The 15128-nt window shown below is 49.3% G+C and carries 16 protein-coding genes; 4 read left to right on the top strand and 12 right to left on the bottom strand.

Features of this window, described 5'->3' with window-relative positions; all coding sequences use genetic code 11:
• The first annotated feature begins 44 nt into the window (after positions 1-44).
• Positions 45-668 (top strand): hypothetical protein, encoded by a 624-nt coding sequence (locus tag EIZ37_RS02430; RefSeq protein ID WP_134682969.1) that lies wholly within the window; start codon positions 45-47, stop codon positions 666-668.
• Between the two features lie 151 nt (positions 669-819).
• Complete coding sequence (locus EIZ37_RS02425) at positions 820-1011, top strand: hypothetical protein (protein WP_134682968.1); 192 nt, start codon at positions 820-822, stop codon at positions 1009-1011.
• Positions 1012-1179: 168 nt separating this feature from the next.
• Here the strand turns inward: EIZ37_RS02425 and EIZ37_RS02420 are convergent, their stop codons facing one another.
• The 7 genes from EIZ37_RS02420 to EIZ37_RS02390 form a co-directional block, all read right to left on the bottom strand.
• The gene (locus EIZ37_RS02420) at positions 1180-1689 is read right to left on the bottom strand and encodes an acyl-CoA thioesterase (protein ID WP_134682967.1); all 510 of its coding nucleotides are present in this window, start codon (positions 1687-1689) and stop codon (positions 1180-1182) included.
• A 170-nt stretch (positions 1690-1859) separates the two neighbouring features.
• Entirely contained in the window at positions 1860-3260 is a 1401-nt protein-coding gene (locus EIZ37_RS02415; RefSeq protein ID WP_134682966.1) for a sensor histidine kinase, read from the bottom strand.
• Positions 3261-3263: 3 nt separating this feature from the next.
• Entirely contained in the window at positions 3264-3956 is a 693-nt protein-coding gene (locus EIZ37_RS02410; protein WP_134682965.1) for a response regulator transcription factor, read from the bottom strand.
• A 4-nt stretch (positions 3957-3960) separates the two neighbouring features.
• Complete coding sequence (locus EIZ37_RS02405; RefSeq protein WP_134682964.1) at positions 3961-5292, bottom strand: FG-GAP repeat domain-containing protein; 1332 nt, start codon at positions 5290-5292, stop codon at positions 3961-3963.
• A 122-nt stretch (positions 5293-5414) separates the two neighbouring features.
• Positions 5415-6164 (bottom strand): DUF3109 domain-containing protein, encoded by a 750-nt coding sequence (locus EIZ37_RS02400; RefSeq protein ID WP_134682963.1) that lies wholly within the window; start codon positions 6162-6164, stop codon positions 5415-5417.
• The gene (locus EIZ37_RS02395; RefSeq protein WP_134682962.1) at positions 6161-6478 is read right to left on the bottom strand and encodes a hypothetical protein; all 318 of its coding nucleotides are present in this window, start codon (positions 6476-6478) and stop codon (positions 6161-6163) included. The genes EIZ37_RS02400 and EIZ37_RS02395 overlap by 4 nt, the downstream gene beginning before the upstream one ends.
• An 85-nt stretch (positions 6479-6563) precedes the next feature.
• On the bottom strand, positions 6564-7214 hold the full coding sequence (locus EIZ37_RS02390; protein WP_134682961.1) for a GntR family transcriptional regulator: 651 nt from the start codon (positions 7212-7214) through the stop codon (positions 6564-6566).
• Positions 7215-7394: 180 nt separating this feature from the next.
• Here EIZ37_RS02390 and EIZ37_RS02385 point away from each other — a divergent pair, with 180 nt between their 5' ends.
• Both EIZ37_RS02385 and EIZ37_RS02380 read left to right on the top strand, forming a co-directional pair.
• Entirely contained in the window at positions 7395-7823 is a 429-nt protein-coding gene (locus EIZ37_RS02385; protein ID WP_134682960.1) for a DUF2000 domain-containing protein, read from the top strand.
• An 18-nt stretch (positions 7824-7841) separates the two neighbouring features.
• Positions 7842-8480, top strand: a complete 639-nt coding sequence (locus EIZ37_RS02380) for a LysE family translocator (RefSeq protein WP_167568627.1) — start codon at positions 7842-7844, stop codon at positions 8478-8480.
• A 169-nt stretch (positions 8481-8649) separates the two neighbouring features.
• On the opposite strand, the gene EIZ37_RS02375 is transcribed toward EIZ37_RS02380, so the two are convergent.
• The 5 genes from EIZ37_RS02375 to EIZ37_RS02355 form a co-directional block, all read right to left on the bottom strand.
• The gene (locus EIZ37_RS02375; RefSeq protein WP_134682958.1) at positions 8650-9174 is read right to left on the bottom strand and encodes a phage tail protein; all 525 of its coding nucleotides are present in this window, start codon (positions 9172-9174) and stop codon (positions 8650-8652) included.
• Between the two features lie 14 nt (positions 9175-9188).
• Entirely contained in the window at positions 9189-9686 is a 498-nt protein-coding gene (locus EIZ37_RS02370; protein ID WP_134682957.1) for a phage tail protein, read from the bottom strand.
• Positions 9687-9721: 35 nt separating this feature from the next.
• Positions 9722-10231: a phage tail protein gene (locus tag EIZ37_RS02365; RefSeq protein ID WP_134682956.1), complete on the bottom strand. Its 510-nt coding sequence runs from the start codon at positions 10229-10231 to the stop codon at positions 9722-9724.
• Between the two features lie 32 nt (positions 10232-10263).
• The gene (locus tag EIZ37_RS02360) at positions 10264-10731 is read right to left on the bottom strand and encodes a GNAT family N-acetyltransferase (RefSeq protein WP_134682955.1); all 468 of its coding nucleotides are present in this window, start codon (positions 10729-10731) and stop codon (positions 10264-10266) included.
• Positions 10732-10814: 83 nt separating this feature from the next.
• Positions 10815-15026: an Ig-like domain-containing protein gene (locus EIZ37_RS02355; RefSeq protein WP_134682954.1), complete on the bottom strand. Its 4212-nt coding sequence runs from the start codon at positions 15024-15026 to the stop codon at positions 10815-10817.
• Positions 15027-15128 lie beyond the last annotated feature (102 nt).

Raw genomic sequence — 15128 nt, 5'->3', positions numbered from 1 at the left:
AACCATCTACAATGTGCTCGTATTTGAAAAAGGAGGAGCCATCCATGAAACTCCACAACGATACCAATCGCAATCATGATCCCGGCATAAAAGGCGTTCATATGCTCAATCATCACACTGCATTCCTAGAGCTCCCATCTCACCACTCATCCAATGACATTCGCTCAACCATCCGTGAATTAACCGGCTATCGAATCACGACCCTCTATCTTAGTAATGCACAAACCATGTCCCATGCTGATTCACAAGTCTTTCTCCCCGAAATGTCGAAGGAGTTTTTGGCCTTGTTCATAATCTGCGGATCCTTACTACCTGTGGACGTTATCCGTCATCTCGTTATGTTTGGGGCCAGCCTATGGTTCAATTTTGATTTATTGTATCTTCGAAGCACCAATCGTCCGCTTGATATCCTGCAGCTCGGTCATTTCTTCCGGGAATATCACAGCTGCGGCATTCCTTTCCATACCACCATGTCAGTTCATGGATACAAATCCTACGAACCCCAATTGATCATTGACATGTTTCAGTCGCATGACTTGCCTTTGCCGCAATGGCTGGAGGTGGATCCTGTTGGTAAAATGATTCGGCAATCGATCATGGTCGCTCAGCCCGAATATATTCAAATCTATCAATACTGGCACGCTTTGGAAAATGGGAGCATGCAATAAAATTATTCCTATAGTTATTATTATGACATTATTCGAACGGAAATGGTATTTGGTCATACTCACTTTTGCAGATCAGGCTAGATCAAAAACGCATAATATTTCAAATTGCATTACTATAGAACCAGTCTTATCTAAAAGGAGGAACCATTTCATGAAAAAATTAGTGCTTGTTACCTTAATGCTCTCGTTAGCCGCAGTAGGAATCACACTAAAGAACCCAGTTCCAACCACGCATGAAATCGTCGAACTTCCCCCAAAGCATTCAACCATTCCTGAACCAGAAATAATTTCCAATACATTAAATCCCGAGTATGCAGCCGTTTTTTCAAGCCAGCATATCTAAGCAGCTATAGTGTTAGTGCAACAGTATTCGGAATCTCCTCGCAAGCACTCATAGGATACGCAACATGAGCACTTGAACTTTTTTTCACCCGGCCGTCTATTCGCTATTGTCCGCTCGAAAATAAAACAAGCCTCTGCTACTTCCGCAAAGGCTTGTTTTTTGCGACCTCTATATTTCCTTTTCAATCTTCAATTGACGGGTGAACGCCTCTGTGCTGGCTTTCCGTTCTTTCCGCATCGCTTTTCGTTCCGCTGCAGTCTGTGCCAGAAGCTTCTCCTCTTCAGACTCTGGAATGACGGGAGGTACAGGCTTCGGCTTGCCATTTTCATCCAGCGCGACAAAGGTCAAAAAGGACGTAGCGGTCAGTGTGCGAGCACCTGTCATCAGATCCTCGGAGACGACTTTCACAAAAATCTCCATGGAGCTGGTTCCAGTCGAGGTGACATAAGCCTCGATGCAGACTGAATGGTTCTTTTTGGCAGGTGAGAGAAAGTCGATCGAGTCGATGGATGCGGTCACAACCGGTCCGCGGCAGTGCCGCATCGCAGCGATGGCGGCCACCTCATCGATGTATGCCATCATGGCGCCGCCAAAAATCGTCCCATGGTTGTTCGTATCGGACGGCAGAACTAATGAAGCTTGGACTGTCCGTGATTCACTTGCAGTTTTCGGGTTCATTCTCCAGTTACTCCTTTGCTGCTTCTTCTTTTTGACAGTTTCATCTTATCATACCGTCCATGGTTCACCAACTGGTCTTCTCTCTCTTCTCTCCGTTTTTTTCTTTCCAGTTGCCTTTCTTGGAGCCGCTCAAAATGTCGCACAGCGTTTCCGCCGAAGTGCCGACTCATCTACCTGGTTCCGATCAGCGGCAACGTGACCGCAGCCGTTGTCCCTACTCCCTCTTTGCTGGTGATTTCCAAGCTTCCATGATGACGTTCGATGATATCTGTACATATGGCTAGTCCGAGACCGCTCCCGCTTTTCCGGCTTTTCCCTTTATAAAACTTGTCTTTGATATAAGGAAGGTCTTCTGCGGGGATCCCTGCTCCGTTGTCCTTTATTTGTACGATGATCTCGTTTTCTCTCATTTGGACGGCTACCTCTATCCATCCGCCTGGCTGCGTAAATTTCCGGGCGTTATCCAGCAAATTGAGGAACACTTGTTGCAAGCGATGCGCGTCCCCCCATATTTCCATTGACTGCTGTGGCATAGACACCTGAAAGTTGATTCCTTGTCTTGCCAGCAATGATTGCAGCTGCTCATGCACGACGTGAATCACATGGTTCAATTCTACCTTGTTGAAATCAATCGACAGCTGGCCCGATTGGATTTTTGAAAAATCGAGAAGCTCCTCCACCATGCCAATCAGTCGATCCGTTTCTCTCGTGATGACATGAAGTCCTTGGAGCGTTTCTTCCCGATCCGCCAAATCTCCCGTCAATATCGTTTCACTCCAGCCTTTGATCGAAGTGAGCGGGGTTCGCAATTCATGGGATACCGAGGAGATGAAGTCATTTTTTAACTGTTCGTTTTTTGTTAGCGCTTCTGCCATGTTGTTAAACGTCTCGGCCAATGACCCTACTTCATCATCCCCGCGATACTCCACACGCTGTGCAAAGTCTCCCCGTGCCACCTGTTTTACACGCTCAGTCAACTCCAGCACCGGACGGATCAAACGGTTCGCAAGGATGATGCTCACCGCAAAAGAAAGCAGTAAGACAGCAACCCCAACTGCGACAGCTATGGCAATGATGTCACGGACAACCGCATACAGAGGTTCCGCGGAGACTGTATAACGCAGCACTCCATCCATTTTCCCGCTAAGATTGTCTTGCAGCGGAGAAGAAACGGCAATCACCCTTTCGCGGGTGACGTCCTGATGACCAGACCAGACCGCTTGGCTCCCCTTCAATGCAAGGGCTACATCAGGCTGATTGACCTGCCTCCCGGAGACAATTCCGTATGAATCCAGAATCACCCTGCCTCGCAAATCGATGATTTCTACCCTGGCCACCTCATCCTCCGGCAGATTTTCCAGGATCGTCTTGGCACGCTCTTTCAAATCATACGCCTGCACATATTTATTAAAGAAATCAGCTGAGGTAGCAACACGTGTCTTCAGCGCTTCCTTGGCTCCTTCCAGATAAAACTGGTGTACAGCAAAAATGAACAGACCTTCCATCAGCAAGATGACCAACAATATGACGATTCCGTAGCCTGTCACAATCCTTCTTTTGATTCCGCGCATCCGCTAGTTTTCCTTTCTCCACAAATACCCATAGCCCCAGACTGTCTCCAGATACTTCGGATGGGAGGGATCATCTTCGATTTTTTGTCTGATCCGACGCACATTGACATCAACCGTTTTCAGATCGCCCTGGTAGTACCTGCCCCAGACCGCGGTCAATATGTCATCGCGACTTACAGCCTGATTGGCATGTTCCAGCAGCAGCTTCACCAGGTCATACTCTGTGGGGGTCAACTCGATAGGCTGTGCCGCTTTGAACAGCTTTCTTTCGTCTATGTGCAGGACAAAAGGCGGGATGTGGATCCGCTGTGCAGACACCGGCGGTTGATCAGCATGCATGCGCCGATATAGCGATTTCACCCGAGCCAGCAGCTCCACAGGACTGAACGGCTTCACCACGTAATCATCAGCACCGCCGTCAAGAGCAGCCACCTTGTCAGCTTCCTCTCCCTTGGCTGTCAGCATGATAATGCCCAGGCGTGGAAAGCGCTCGCGCAGCACTTTGCATACATCAATCCCGCTGATCCCTGGCAGCATGACATCCAGCAGGGCCATCTCAATCTGAGCGTGCTCGGTCGCCAGCGACAACGCTTCTTCCCCAGTGACCGCCTCCACTACTTCGTACCCTTGCCGCTTTAAGTTAATTCGCACAAAATCCCGAATCGAATCCTCATCTTCCAATACGAGAACCTTCATTTGTTCATGACTCCACTTCTGTCTCCATGATCTCAAAATGATTTTTCAGCTTTTCTTCCGTCAAGGTAAGCGGATGATCTTTATCCAGTTTGCCATAGACGGCCGCAATGGTTATATCGGTTGCTTGATGGAGAACCGTATAGGTCTGCTGCTTTTCTTTCAATTCCTGCTCCCGCTTCAGCCAATCCGCTTTTTTGTACACCTCAAAGCTAAGAATTTCTTTCTTCTGATCTTCCAGGGCATAAAAGCGGATCGTGTTAAAATCGCCATTGGCTTCTTTTTTGACGGTATATTGATCCTTCCATTCAGCCGGGATGGTGAAATCATACCCAGCCTGGTAGTCGGCATAATGCTCTTCTACCGGAATGAGCCCGTTTTGTCCATCCCACTGGTTCCAGGTCGTGATCCACGCAATTTCCACCATCGCCAATTCCCCGGACCCCGGCGGTTCAACGTGTATGCCAATTTCATATATACCATCACCATTCACATCCTTGCTCAGCAGGGGGTACGGTTTGAAGCCGAGGGAACCTTCTGATTGTTGCAACACATTTTTCAGTTGTCCTTGCTCCCAAATGTACAGATCGGTCATACCCGAGTGGGCCCCTACACCCGAATCAACGAATATCCCTTTCTTGCTAGGGCTTGCATTGGCAATGACGACTTGCTCAAATCCATTTACGGTTCCATCCAACTCTGCTTGGGCCAGAGATTTGAATTGATTGTCCGCGAAGGTGTACACTTTCATCTTCGCTTCCATCTGGTCACGGTCGTGTTCGATCACTGCGATTTCGGGAACCCCGTCATCTGTCAGATCACCAACCGTCATTTGCGTATAACCCTGATTCCATATCGTTTTCAGTTCCTTTTCTGGCAGCGAGTAGACCGCAAGTTCATTGGGCAAACCTTCACCGCCGCTCCAGCCCACCAGAATCTCGGGTCGTTTGTCTCCCGTCACGTCGGTACATGACGCATAATCAATATCGGATCCGAGCCCCTGCATGTTGGCGAATTCCTGCCACTGACCAGCCACTTGTTTCAAGATCAGCATGCCAAGTTGAAAATTGTTTTTTTCCAACCGGTAAAAAGCGATCGCTTCCTCTTGCGCATCTCCGTCAAGATCCTGCAGGCTGATTGCGCTGGATTGGTGTGGATGCAGGGGTACGGTCAGTTTCCCGCCTGCCGGCAACAGCTGCTGGACGATTTGAGCCAGCTCCTGCTTATTGGTTTCAGCAGCCGGCGCCTTTACCAGATCAGCCGGGGATTGCCCCATGCTGCAAGCTGAGCTGGTTAATATGAGGAATAAGCCGAGCGGAATGATTCGTTTGCGTTTCATGATAAGCCACTTCCTTTTTCGTCGATGCCCTCATTGTAAGACAACGGTTAGACGGAAATCGTTGCAAACCGGTAACAATACGCTGAGTAGTGAAATGATCCATACAAAAATCGGCTTCCCTTTTAAAGAAAAGCCGATTCCTTCACAGCATTTGCAACCGCAAGCTCTACCTCAACGCCAAAAGCCTCGCGCAATAATTCCAGCCCCCACTGATAAGCTGGCCGATATCCCGCGATAGCAAATTGGTCCTCTGCCATCCCGACAGCTGCTTGTCGCCGCGAGAGACTGGCGCAGTAAAAATTCTCCAAATAATCGGTTCCCCACCGGGAAAAAGAAGCGGTTTGCTCAGTTACAGCCGTAATCAGGATCTCTTCCCCGATCTGGATGAGATCAAGCGGGTACAGCTGGCAGCTAAAGGGCTTCAGCGGATAGACGGCCTCCCCGTTTGCCTCGGCATACGCATGCAGCATACAGCCATACCCCCCACCGATGGGGCCATAAAAATAGCAATTCCCTTCATGAACCGGAATGTTGCCTGGACGATAGCCTTGCGCACACCAGATAGAAGGATGCACAGTCCTGTCTTTGAGAAATGATTCAATGGCCTTTGGCGCAGTCTCTTCGATTTGCGGAACCTGCCATTTGTTAACCGAGTAAGGTTGTCCGCCTTCACAACAGGTATGTCCGTGGACGCTGCGGCAATTCCCGCAATCCAAATGAAAAGGGGCAAGCAACGCCTCTTGATCGATGAGATACCGACCGGCACGGATGATCCGGTCTTTCTTGCGCTTTAGGTACTTTTCACAATGGTAGACCTCCCTCTCCGTCATCGGATCGGGGGTGCCGTAGTAACGGTAGCGTTGCTTTGTCATCGGGTGAAGCTTACTTCCGATTCCGTGCCAAAGATCTGCAGGCGGCCGTCTTCATATGATCCCAGATCGGCCTCGTCAGCAGGGATTTCCATCAGAAGCTCAAGCTCTTCCTTGTCAGTCTGGATGGTTAATAGCAGATCTTTTTCATCAAATTCGTTGTCATTCAGCTGAATGGCAAGCAGCGTGCCGCGGAAGGTCGAGATTGTTTCGTCTTCGCTGTCACCATCCCATTCGGTGAAAGTGATTTCGGCTTCCTGATTTTGATAGTTGCGTTGCAGTATATCAAGTAATTCTGCATGGGTTTGGATATCCATTTTCATTGTCCTCCTTTGGTGCTTCGTTTACGTTTTCAAGAACGGGTATTTTTTATTCCCCTTTTGGGACAGCCCCTTTTGCTGATTAATTGTAGAACTCTTCCAATGGCCGCAAAAAGTTTTTCTTCATAATTGCTGCCGCAGTGTCCTTATCCCGCCGTTCAAAGGCAAGAATAAGTTCATTATGCTGTTCAATCGAGGATTCGGCGGGCACAATGGCTTTGAAGTAGTAGAGTCGGCGGGCATTGGCTTGCAGCGTGGAGATCATTGACAAGAGATAAGGATTTTGCGCCACCTCTACGATTGCCTGGTGAAATTGCTCATCCAGTTTCAAAGCCGTGTAGGAATCACCGGCGAGAACCGCCTGTGCAAACTTTTCATTCGTCTCTTTTAGAAAGGAGATCGTCTTCTCATCGATCAACGATGCTGCAAGCTCAGCGGCCACAGATTCCAGGGCAGCGAGTGGTGGAATGACCTTGGAGACGTCTTCCTTGTCAACCATCGTGACCCTCGTCTCTTTTCCCGGCTGCATTTCAACAAAGCCTTGAACAGCGAGAAGCTGCAGGGCTTCACGGACTGGCGTTCGGCTCACCCCCAGGGCCGTGGCGAGCTCCGAATCGGTGAGCTTTTCACCTGGATGAATAGTGCCATCAATAATCCATTGTTGTAATTGCGTAAAAACCCGTTCTTTTGCAGTTAGTCGAACAGGTGTGGAAAAATCTTTGGGAATAGGCATAAGCAGACCGTCCTTACAGAGAGTTGGAATTTCCTGAAACCTTCTCGTCACCAATATACCATAAGCGACCAGGCAATAACATTCGTCAGCGCGATATATTGCATATCGACCGATGTGCAATGTACAATATATTGCATATTGAATATTTGGGTGCCTAGTTATGAAAAGGAGTGTGCAAGGATGTCCGAGAAAAAACGGGAAGGTATCAAATGTGTCATGGTCATTGATGGGGAATTGCCTGTTGGCTTGATTGCCAATACAGCTGCGATCTTGGGAGTTACACTCGGTACGAAGCAGGATGGAATCATTGGAGAGGATTTGCAGGATGGATCAGGACAACGGCACCTTGGCATCACAACCATCCCTATCCCTATTTTGAAGGCAAGCAAGGAGGAAATCCGTAGTCTGCGTGAGGCAGCGGCCAAGGAGGAGCCGGATGTCATGATCGTCGATTTTTCCGCGCAAGCACAGTCTTCCCGAGCTTACGAGGAGTACGCCACGAAGCTGAGGCAAAGCGAAGCCATGGGAATTGACTATTTGGGAATTGCTCTTTATGGGGAAGACAAAATCGTGAAAAAGCTGACCGGTCAGATCGCACTTTTGAAATAAAAAATGGGGGGAGAAGGGATGGAAAACTATTTCTTGTACGTGCTCATCTCCATCGTGATGGTAATATTGCCAGGAACAGATACCGCTCTGGTTACGAAAAACACCTTGTCAGGGGGCAGCGGAGGCGGAGTCGCTACTGTCCTTGGCATCGCTTCGGGCATTTTTGTTCATACGGCTGCGGCAGCGATGGGTATCTCCGCCCTCATCGCCCAATCTGTCTTTTGGTTTGAGATCGTCAAATATGCGGGAGCGATCTACCTTTTTTACTTGGGGATTCAGTCCTTGATCATGCGCAAGACAAAGTCTGCACCTGATGATACGGCTAGTTCCACTGAACGAACGGTCTCAGTCAAAAAAAGCAAAAGAAGTCACTACATACAAGGGGCTTTTTCAAATATCTTGAACCCCAAGTCGCTCGTATTCTTTATGACTTTTTTGCCTCAGTTCATTGATCCTCATCGAGATACCATGCCACAGATGCTCTTGCTTTCGATCACTCTAGTCATTCTGGCGGTCGCCTGGTTCATGTGTCTTGTCTTGTTGATCAACCGTGTGCGTGCATGGTTCTCCAGCCCAGGATTCCAGCGAACGTTTCAAAGGGTTACAGGCGGCATGCTGATCCTCCTCGGGATCAAACTGGTGATGGAAGAGCGGTAGGATACGGTACAGACGAGAGGGAAAATGGGCGCGGTGAGTCCGCACCCATTTTCATGAGTAGGCTTATAGAACGACTCACCAGCGAAGTAGGCGAGCGATCAAGTCGGGATAACCGAGAAAACAAGAAAAGAGCAGGAAACCACATAAGGTGAGCTTTTCTTACAGTAGGTTATCCTCTCGAAGGGAAGACACCCTGTAAAGAGATAATAAAATTCACTCCAAGATAAGGTTGCATGTTATTGTGAGGGGCATTTTCGCCCGCCTGGGATAACGCCGCCTGATTCATTGAGGTCACGCCGTCAGGTTCGCTCGCATAAATGTTTTCACCGAAGCGGCTGTTATTCGCCCAAACAGCGCCAATCGGACTAGTCACATTGGCAGTAGCCTTCTCTTGTACTTGATGGTTATGAGGAGGCATCTGCGCCAAAGTTAGTGTTACGCTTGGCGAACCGCCTTTTTCACCAATGCCTCGGGGTGACAGTCCTGGTCCTGCTCCAGGATGCATAGGAGCAGATCCCTTTAGATTTGGAAGTGCGAAATTGGTCTTCCCATCTCCACCATATTGTGTTCCTAAAATGGAATATAAAGCTGTATTTTGACTGATCGACAAGAGCTGCCCATTGCAAAACGCCCAGCCTTTCGGGGGGAAATTTCCGGCAAACATGCGGATTTCGCCAATAAATGGATCAGACATCTGATTTCCTCCTTTTAATCTCTGGATGGGAAAATACCTTGAATGGCGATGCAAAAACGAAATACCGTATACGGCTGCATGTTGGCATGTGCTTGTCCGCTTCCCGTTGGAGCGATTGCTGATGAACTCATCTGGCCATTCGCGCCGGCAGCATAAACATGAGTCGACGTTTTGGCCCAGCTGTTACCTGCTGCTACTTTTGTTGTTGCAGCTGCTTCCGAAGCCCTGGCTGTATGCGTATGCATGGGCATCTCCTGTACGTTTAATTGATGATTTTCTTCCCCACCTGCTTGTCCCAATGTGATTCCTTCTCCAACATGTACGGGCACGCGGCCACGAAGATCCGGAAGCGCGAATGTGGTCATCCCGTCACCACCATATGTCGTGCCAAGCAAAGCAAACAGCGGTTGATTTTGGTTAATCGGCATCAGTGAGCCATCGCAAGGGGCCCAGCCGCGTGGCACAAAGCCATAAGGGAACATTTGAATTTCTCCGAGAAACGGTTCAGACATATTTGGAAACCTCCTTTTAGCGTTCAAGGAACGATCTAGTTTTGGCTCGGATAGATACCGTACAAGGAAATAATGAAATTCACCGCTGTATAAGGCATCACGTTGTCATGCGGTTGGCCGCCTCCTGTAGATCCCAGCAAAGCAGGATCCATTTGTCCATCCGGTGCTTCGGTTGAATAGATACTGAGTTCACCAGCCCAATAGGATCCCGCAGGCGAATTGCTCGTACCTGTTGAGGCTGCTAGAGGCACATGCGTATGCATAGGGAGTTGGCCAGTAGTCAAGGTGACCGTTTCCGTCCCACCCATCTGTCCGAGTGCAAAGCTGGTGCCTGAACGCGGGTTTTGCCCTGTATGGATGGGAATGCGGCCGCGCAGATCCGGCAGTGCAAAAGTTGTCTGCCCATCCCCGCCATAAGTTGTGCCTAACAGCATAAAAAGAGGTTCGTTTTCAGATATAGAAAGGAGTTGACCATTGCAAAGCGCCCAACCTGCCGGGGCAAAATTACCAGCAAACATACGAATTTCTCCTATATAAGACTCCATGTACTCATCCTACCTTTCTTTTCGATTTTCGCTTACACCGGCTGAGGGGTCCATTCCATCGACACATAGACAGATGGTTCACCCAATTCTTGAAATCCAAGCCGTTTATATAACTGTATGGCTGGGCTTTCCGACTGCACATGCAAACGTATGGGGAGAGAGGTACCGAACGCTTCCTGCTGCAATTCTTGAAGAATCCTCGTGCCGAATCCTTTCCCGCGAAAAACAGGAAGCAAAGAGAGATCGACCAGCACAAGCGCATCCTTGGTTTTTGCTGTCATCATCCGCCCCGCTTGTGCTTCTTCAACGAGAATAAGCTGATGGACATGATTCGGATATTGCCGTTCATATGACTGTAATTGCATCTGGAATTGCATCCGCAGAAAAGCAAGCTTGTCCGCTTCATTCCATCCCCAAAGAGCCATCTCTTCTTCACGGGTTGACGCATAGACCGAAAATAAAAATGGCTCGTCCTCCGGTATCACCAATCTCTTTTGCATGCAGATTCCCTCGCGTAATGAAGTATGAATGATGAAGGGCAGATGCCAGCCCAGAAAAGCGGATACTGGCACCTGCGTAAGGATTATTCACGGACCGTGACCTTGATCGTCACTGTTTTTCCCAAATAGCTTCCCGTTATTTTCGTGCTGCCTGCGGATACCCCGATAATCTCGCCATCTTCTACGACGGCGATGTCTGGGTCATCCGCTTCCCATTCAACCTCGGAAGTAACCTCTTCTTGGTATCCTTTTTCATAGACGGCGGTGGCTTTGATCGCAAGTGTTTTCTCCGCGCTGATGGTGACTGAGGTACGACTTACCCGTAGCTGTTTGGGAGCTTTTTCTTTTACTACGAGAATGCGAACATTTCCTTCTCGTCCTCCGTAAGCCCCAGTGACAACTGCGGTGCCTCGGCCAACCGCCGTAAGCTCACCGCTCTCAGACACTTTTACCACATCCGTGTCGCTGGATGACCAATACGCTTCGTCAGTCACGTCTTTGCTGCTCTTGTCATTGAACGTAGCGGTAAGCTCTAGCTGGCGTTCCTCTTCCACTTCCATAATCGCTTGTTTGGTTGCGGCTGCAAGGGATTTGACCGTCAGCTTGGAGACAGTTACCGGAATCGTGAGTTCTTCTCCTTGGTAGCGAACGGTGATCAGGGATTCTCCCTCATCGTCACCAGCCGTGATCCGACCCGCTTTCAGGGTGACCAGCTCATTGTCAGTCTCGTAGGAAGTATCCTTGTCGTTTGTAATGTCTTTGCGCTTTTTCCCTTCATAGGCGTACACCTTGAATCGAGCAGTCCCCTCAGGTTTCAACCAGAAAGAAGATTTCGACGCTTGCAGACGTACGGATTCCTTCTCTACTGTCACCTGAATGGTGATCTCTTCTCCTTGATAGGAAACGGTGATTGTGGATTCACCCTCATCTTTTCCGGCGGTGACCTGTCCCGGTTTTATCGCGATCAAATCATTATCTACGCTGTAGGAGGTCTCCTTGTTGTTGGTTATTTCCTTACGTTTTCCATCCTCGATGAAGTAGATCTGGAACCGGGCTGTTTCCCCGGTATGAAGGTGAATGGTGCTGTCGGAAGCTTCCAGACGGAACGAAGCTGCTTCCTTGACCGTGACCTCGCAGCGATCCGTCATTTGTCCATCTACCGTGGTCACCGTAATGACGGCACTCCCCGGCTTCTTCGCTGTCACTTTTCCGCTCTCATCAACCTCGACCACACGGGGATCACTGCTGCTCCAACGTACTTGCTTATTCGTGGCGTTAGCTGGTTCGATAACCACCTGCAAGCGATCTGTCTCATTCACTCGGAGATTCATCGAATGTTTATCCAGCGATACTCCAGTAACCGGATAGTAAGGCGGTGGCTGATAGGTGTCTAACCGAATGCTGGCAGTAGCTTTGGACAAATTGCCTGCCTCATCTCGAAGTTCGAGATAAACGGTCTTTGTCCCGTCTCCCCCCGCTAGCCTCCATGCTTTTGTGCTGACAGCTGGCTCCCAACCCGTCCAGGTAGTATCGTCATTGGATAGCCGCATTTCGACGTCTCCAAGCGTATCGCTAGACGTAATCTCCAGAGACACACTGGCCGATCCGGTGCTAGTCGCCCCATTGTTAATGCTTAGCGTTCCTTGTGGAGGTGTTCGGTCGATTGTGAATTGGACGGTGGTCTGGTTGCCCGCTGCATCTGTCACCACCAAAGTGTATGAGCCTTCCGCGCTTATCGTAGTTCCATCCACAAAATCGACGTTATTCAGCTTTGCCGTACCTTCACTGAACGAGATGGTCCGGTCCGTATTGTAGCTGGCACCATCAGTGACTCCTGTGACGACTGGCGCTGTGGTATCCAGCTCGATGGTGTCGGAATAGTTGCTTGATACGTTGCCGAGCGCATCCCGAAGCTGCATGTATACCGTCTTGGTGCCATCTCCTGCTTCCACCGTCCAGGGAATTTGTGATGCTGCATTGACCCAGGTGCTGTCGTTCCAATTACCGGGATCATTTGTAAACCGCATGCGTTCAGCATCGCCGTAGTTGATGTGCAGCGTGACATCTCGTTTGTTGGTGTGGCTTGCTCCGCCGTTGATCTCCAACGTTCCTTGGGGCGAGGTCGTGTCGATCGAAAAATGAACCGTGGTCTGGTTGCCCGCTTCATCTGTAACCACCAAGGTGTAGGACCCTTCTGCGCTTACAGTTCCTCCGCTTGTAAAATCATCATGATTGAGCTTTGCCGTACCTTCATTGAACGAGATGGTCCGTACCGTATTGTACCTATCACCATCGGCTACTCCTGTGACTACTGGCGCTGTGGTATCCAGCACGATCGTGTCGGAAAAGCTGCTCGATACGTTACCAAGGGCATCCCGAAGCTGCATGTAGACCGTCTTGGTGCCATCTCCCCCACCTGCTATTGTCCATGGAAATTCGGTCGATGCATTCACCCAGGCGTTGTCGTCCCAGTTGCCGGGGTCATTCGAAAACCGCATCCATTTTCCGTCACCAGAGGCAACCGTTAGCGTCACATCAAGATCGTTCGTGTATGCTTTTCCTGAATCGATTGATACCGATCCTGTCGGTGAGGTTTTATCAATCGTAAAGTGGATGGTATTTGTATTGCCGATATGGTCAGTGAGGATAAACGTGTGGGTTCCTTCGTCACTTACCGTGGATCCGCTCGAGAATGGAGAACCGTCTAGCGTGGCATTGCCTTCTGCAAAAGCAATCGTCCGGTCGGTATTGTAGCTGACACCATCCTCGACGCCTATCACTTCAGGCGGTGTCGTATCCAGTGTGATCGAATCAGAAAAAGGAGATGAATCATTGCCACCTGCATCCTGAAGCTGCATATAGACCGTCTTGGTGCCATCTCCCATCTCGATATGCCACGACTTTTCCGCTGCGACATTCTCCCATGCCCCCTGCTCGAGACTGCTGGCGTCATTGGCAAAGCGCATCTTGACCGCATCACCAGCGACTACTTTCAATGTCACGTTGGTCGAGTTGGTAAATGCTGCATCCTCGTTGATCTTCACTGTCCCCACAGGTGGTGTCTGATCCAGCGCAATCGAATCCGAATAGACGTTGGATAAGTTATTAGCTGCATCTTTTAACTGCACATGCACCGTTTTTTCGCCATCTCCAACAGACAACGTCCTTGAGGTAGTGGCACTAAATCCTGTCCATCCATCCCAAGTCGTTCCGTCATCGGAAAATCGCATTTCCAGTGAATCGGATTCGGGGTCAGCAGCCGTTATGGTGAGGGTAACTTCTCGTGATGCAGTCGTTGCGGCTCCACTATTAATCGTGAGAGAGCCTGCAGGGGCTTCGTTTTGATTCGTTACCGAAATGGTGAAAGCTTTTGCAAATGTATTACCGCCCGAGTCAGTCGCTTGAATGGTAAGGTTGTAGTTGCTTTTCGCTTCATAATCGAATGCTTCGGCCGTTTTCAGCTCATTGCTTGATGAAATGGTGAAACTGCTGGTGTCGCCAGCGACGATCGTAAAGGTAGGACTATCCCCTGTATCTGGATCAATGGTGGTGAGTGTTCCGATAGTAGATCCTATCGCACTGTTTTCTTGGATGGTTGCTGATGAAAGGGTGATGTCTGTAGGAGGGGAATTGGGGTTATAAATGATTTCGAGTCTGGCCATCTTGTCTTCGATGTCTTTGGCTCGGTCAAAAAAATTGAAGTAGGAGTAACTGTACCCCGCAATGTGCGAAGATTCTCGCCCGCTTATAAGAAAGCTTGCCTTCTTGTCTGCGGCATTCATTTGTCGCTTTACAAAATCAGTTACATCAAATGTTTTTACTGTTGGATAGTCAACACCAGGTGTGAGTATGATGGTCCCCAGCTGCTCTTGGCCATCCGGCATCGCCGTTGACGTTTCCTCCCAATCATCATCACTGGAACCGTTAACAATTAACGTGGGGGGCAATTCTGCTGCATGACTGGTCGTTACCGCATGGACGGGGATCGTCAAGGTTGCCTTCAAAATCGGACGATTGATATCCTTTAAATCATACCTTACCGCCGATTTCACTTTACTTTCTCCCAGTTCATCATTTAAGTACCCCACCATCAGCGAATGCTGATCTGCCCCTGATACCGGGTTTCCAGTAGGGTAAACGTCACCCGTAATATAATCGAAAAACTTATCCGCTACTGGTATAAGCCTGACATCTGGTTCTGGATCAGCAGCATGAGCCTGATTTGACAAGTCATACGGCAGAAAAACAGAAAACAACATTGCCCATAACAACACACGTACAAACAATGCCTTCATAAAACACCACTCTTTCCTATTCTTCAGCGAACAAGCAAGCTTGTCGCTCACATCCCACTCTTCGCTCCCCCTTTCTCTCGCAATCTGATCCCTTTTTCCATG

This window comes from Brevibacillus migulae (assembly GCF_004521915.1).
Classification (GTDB): domain Bacteria; phylum Bacillota; class Bacilli; order Brevibacillales; family Brevibacillaceae; genus Brevibacillus_F; species Brevibacillus_F migulae.
Note: the sequence above shows the minus strand (reverse complement) of the source record. Positions and strands in the feature narration are given on the sequence as shown.

Excerpts from the sequence above, each read along its gene's own strand:
- EIZ37_RS02370 (WP_134682957.1), bottom strand. The coding sequence starts at position 9,686 with ATGTCTGAACCGTTTCTCGGAGAAATTCAAATGTTCCCTTATGGCTTT.
- EIZ37_RS02420 (WP_134682967.1), bottom strand. The coding sequence starts at position 1,689 with ATGAACCCGAAAACTGCAAGTGAATCACGGACAGTCCAAGCTTCATTA.
- EIZ37_RS02430 (WP_134682969.1), top strand. The coding sequence starts at position 45 with ATGAAACTCCACAACGATACCAATCGCAATCATGATCCCGGCATAAAA.
- EIZ37_RS02365 (WP_134682956.1), bottom strand. The coding sequence starts at position 10,231 with ATGGAGTCTTATATAGGAGAAATTCGTATGTTTGCTGGTAATTTTGCC.
- EIZ37_RS02415 (WP_134682966.1), bottom strand. The coding sequence starts at position 3,260 with ATGCGCGGAATCAAAAGAAGGATTGTGACAGGCTACGGAATCGTCATA.
- EIZ37_RS02400 (WP_134682963.1), bottom strand. The coding sequence starts at position 6,164 with ATGACAAAGCAACGCTACCGTTACTACGGCACCCCCGATCCGATGACG.
- EIZ37_RS02395 (WP_134682962.1), bottom strand. The coding sequence starts at position 6,478 with ATGGATATCCAAACCCATGCAGAATTACTTGATATACTGCAACGCAAC.
- EIZ37_RS02410 (WP_134682965.1), bottom strand. The coding sequence starts at position 3,956 with ATGAAGGTTCTCGTATTGGAAGATGAGGATTCGATTCGGGATTTTGTG.
- EIZ37_RS02425 (WP_134682968.1), top strand. The coding sequence starts at position 820 with ATGAAAAAATTAGTGCTTGTTACCTTAATGCTCTCGTTAGCCGCAGTA.
- EIZ37_RS02385 (WP_134682960.1), top strand. The coding sequence starts at position 7,395 with ATGTCCGAGAAAAAACGGGAAGGTATCAAATGTGTCATGGTCATTGAT.
- EIZ37_RS02405 (WP_134682964.1), bottom strand. The coding sequence starts at position 5,292 with ATGAAACGCAAACGAATCATTCCGCTCGGCTTATTCCTCATATTAACC.
- EIZ37_RS02390 (WP_134682961.1), bottom strand. The coding sequence starts at position 7,214 with ATGCCTATTCCCAAAGATTTTTCCACACCTGTTCGACTAACTGCAAAA.
- EIZ37_RS02355 (WP_134682954.1), bottom strand. The coding sequence starts at position 15,026 with ATGAAGGCATTGTTTGTACGTGTGTTGTTATGGGCAATGTTGTTTTCT.
- EIZ37_RS02360 (WP_134682955.1), bottom strand. The coding sequence starts at position 10,731 with ATGCAAAAGAGATTGGTGATACCGGAGGACGAGCCATTTTTATTTTCG.
- EIZ37_RS02375 (WP_134682958.1), bottom strand. The coding sequence starts at position 9,174 with ATGTCTGATCCATTTATTGGCGAAATCCGCATGTTTGCCGGAAATTTC.
- EIZ37_RS02380 (WP_167568627.1), top strand. The coding sequence starts at position 7,842 with ATGGAAAACTATTTCTTGTACGTGCTCATCTCCATCGTGATGGTAATA.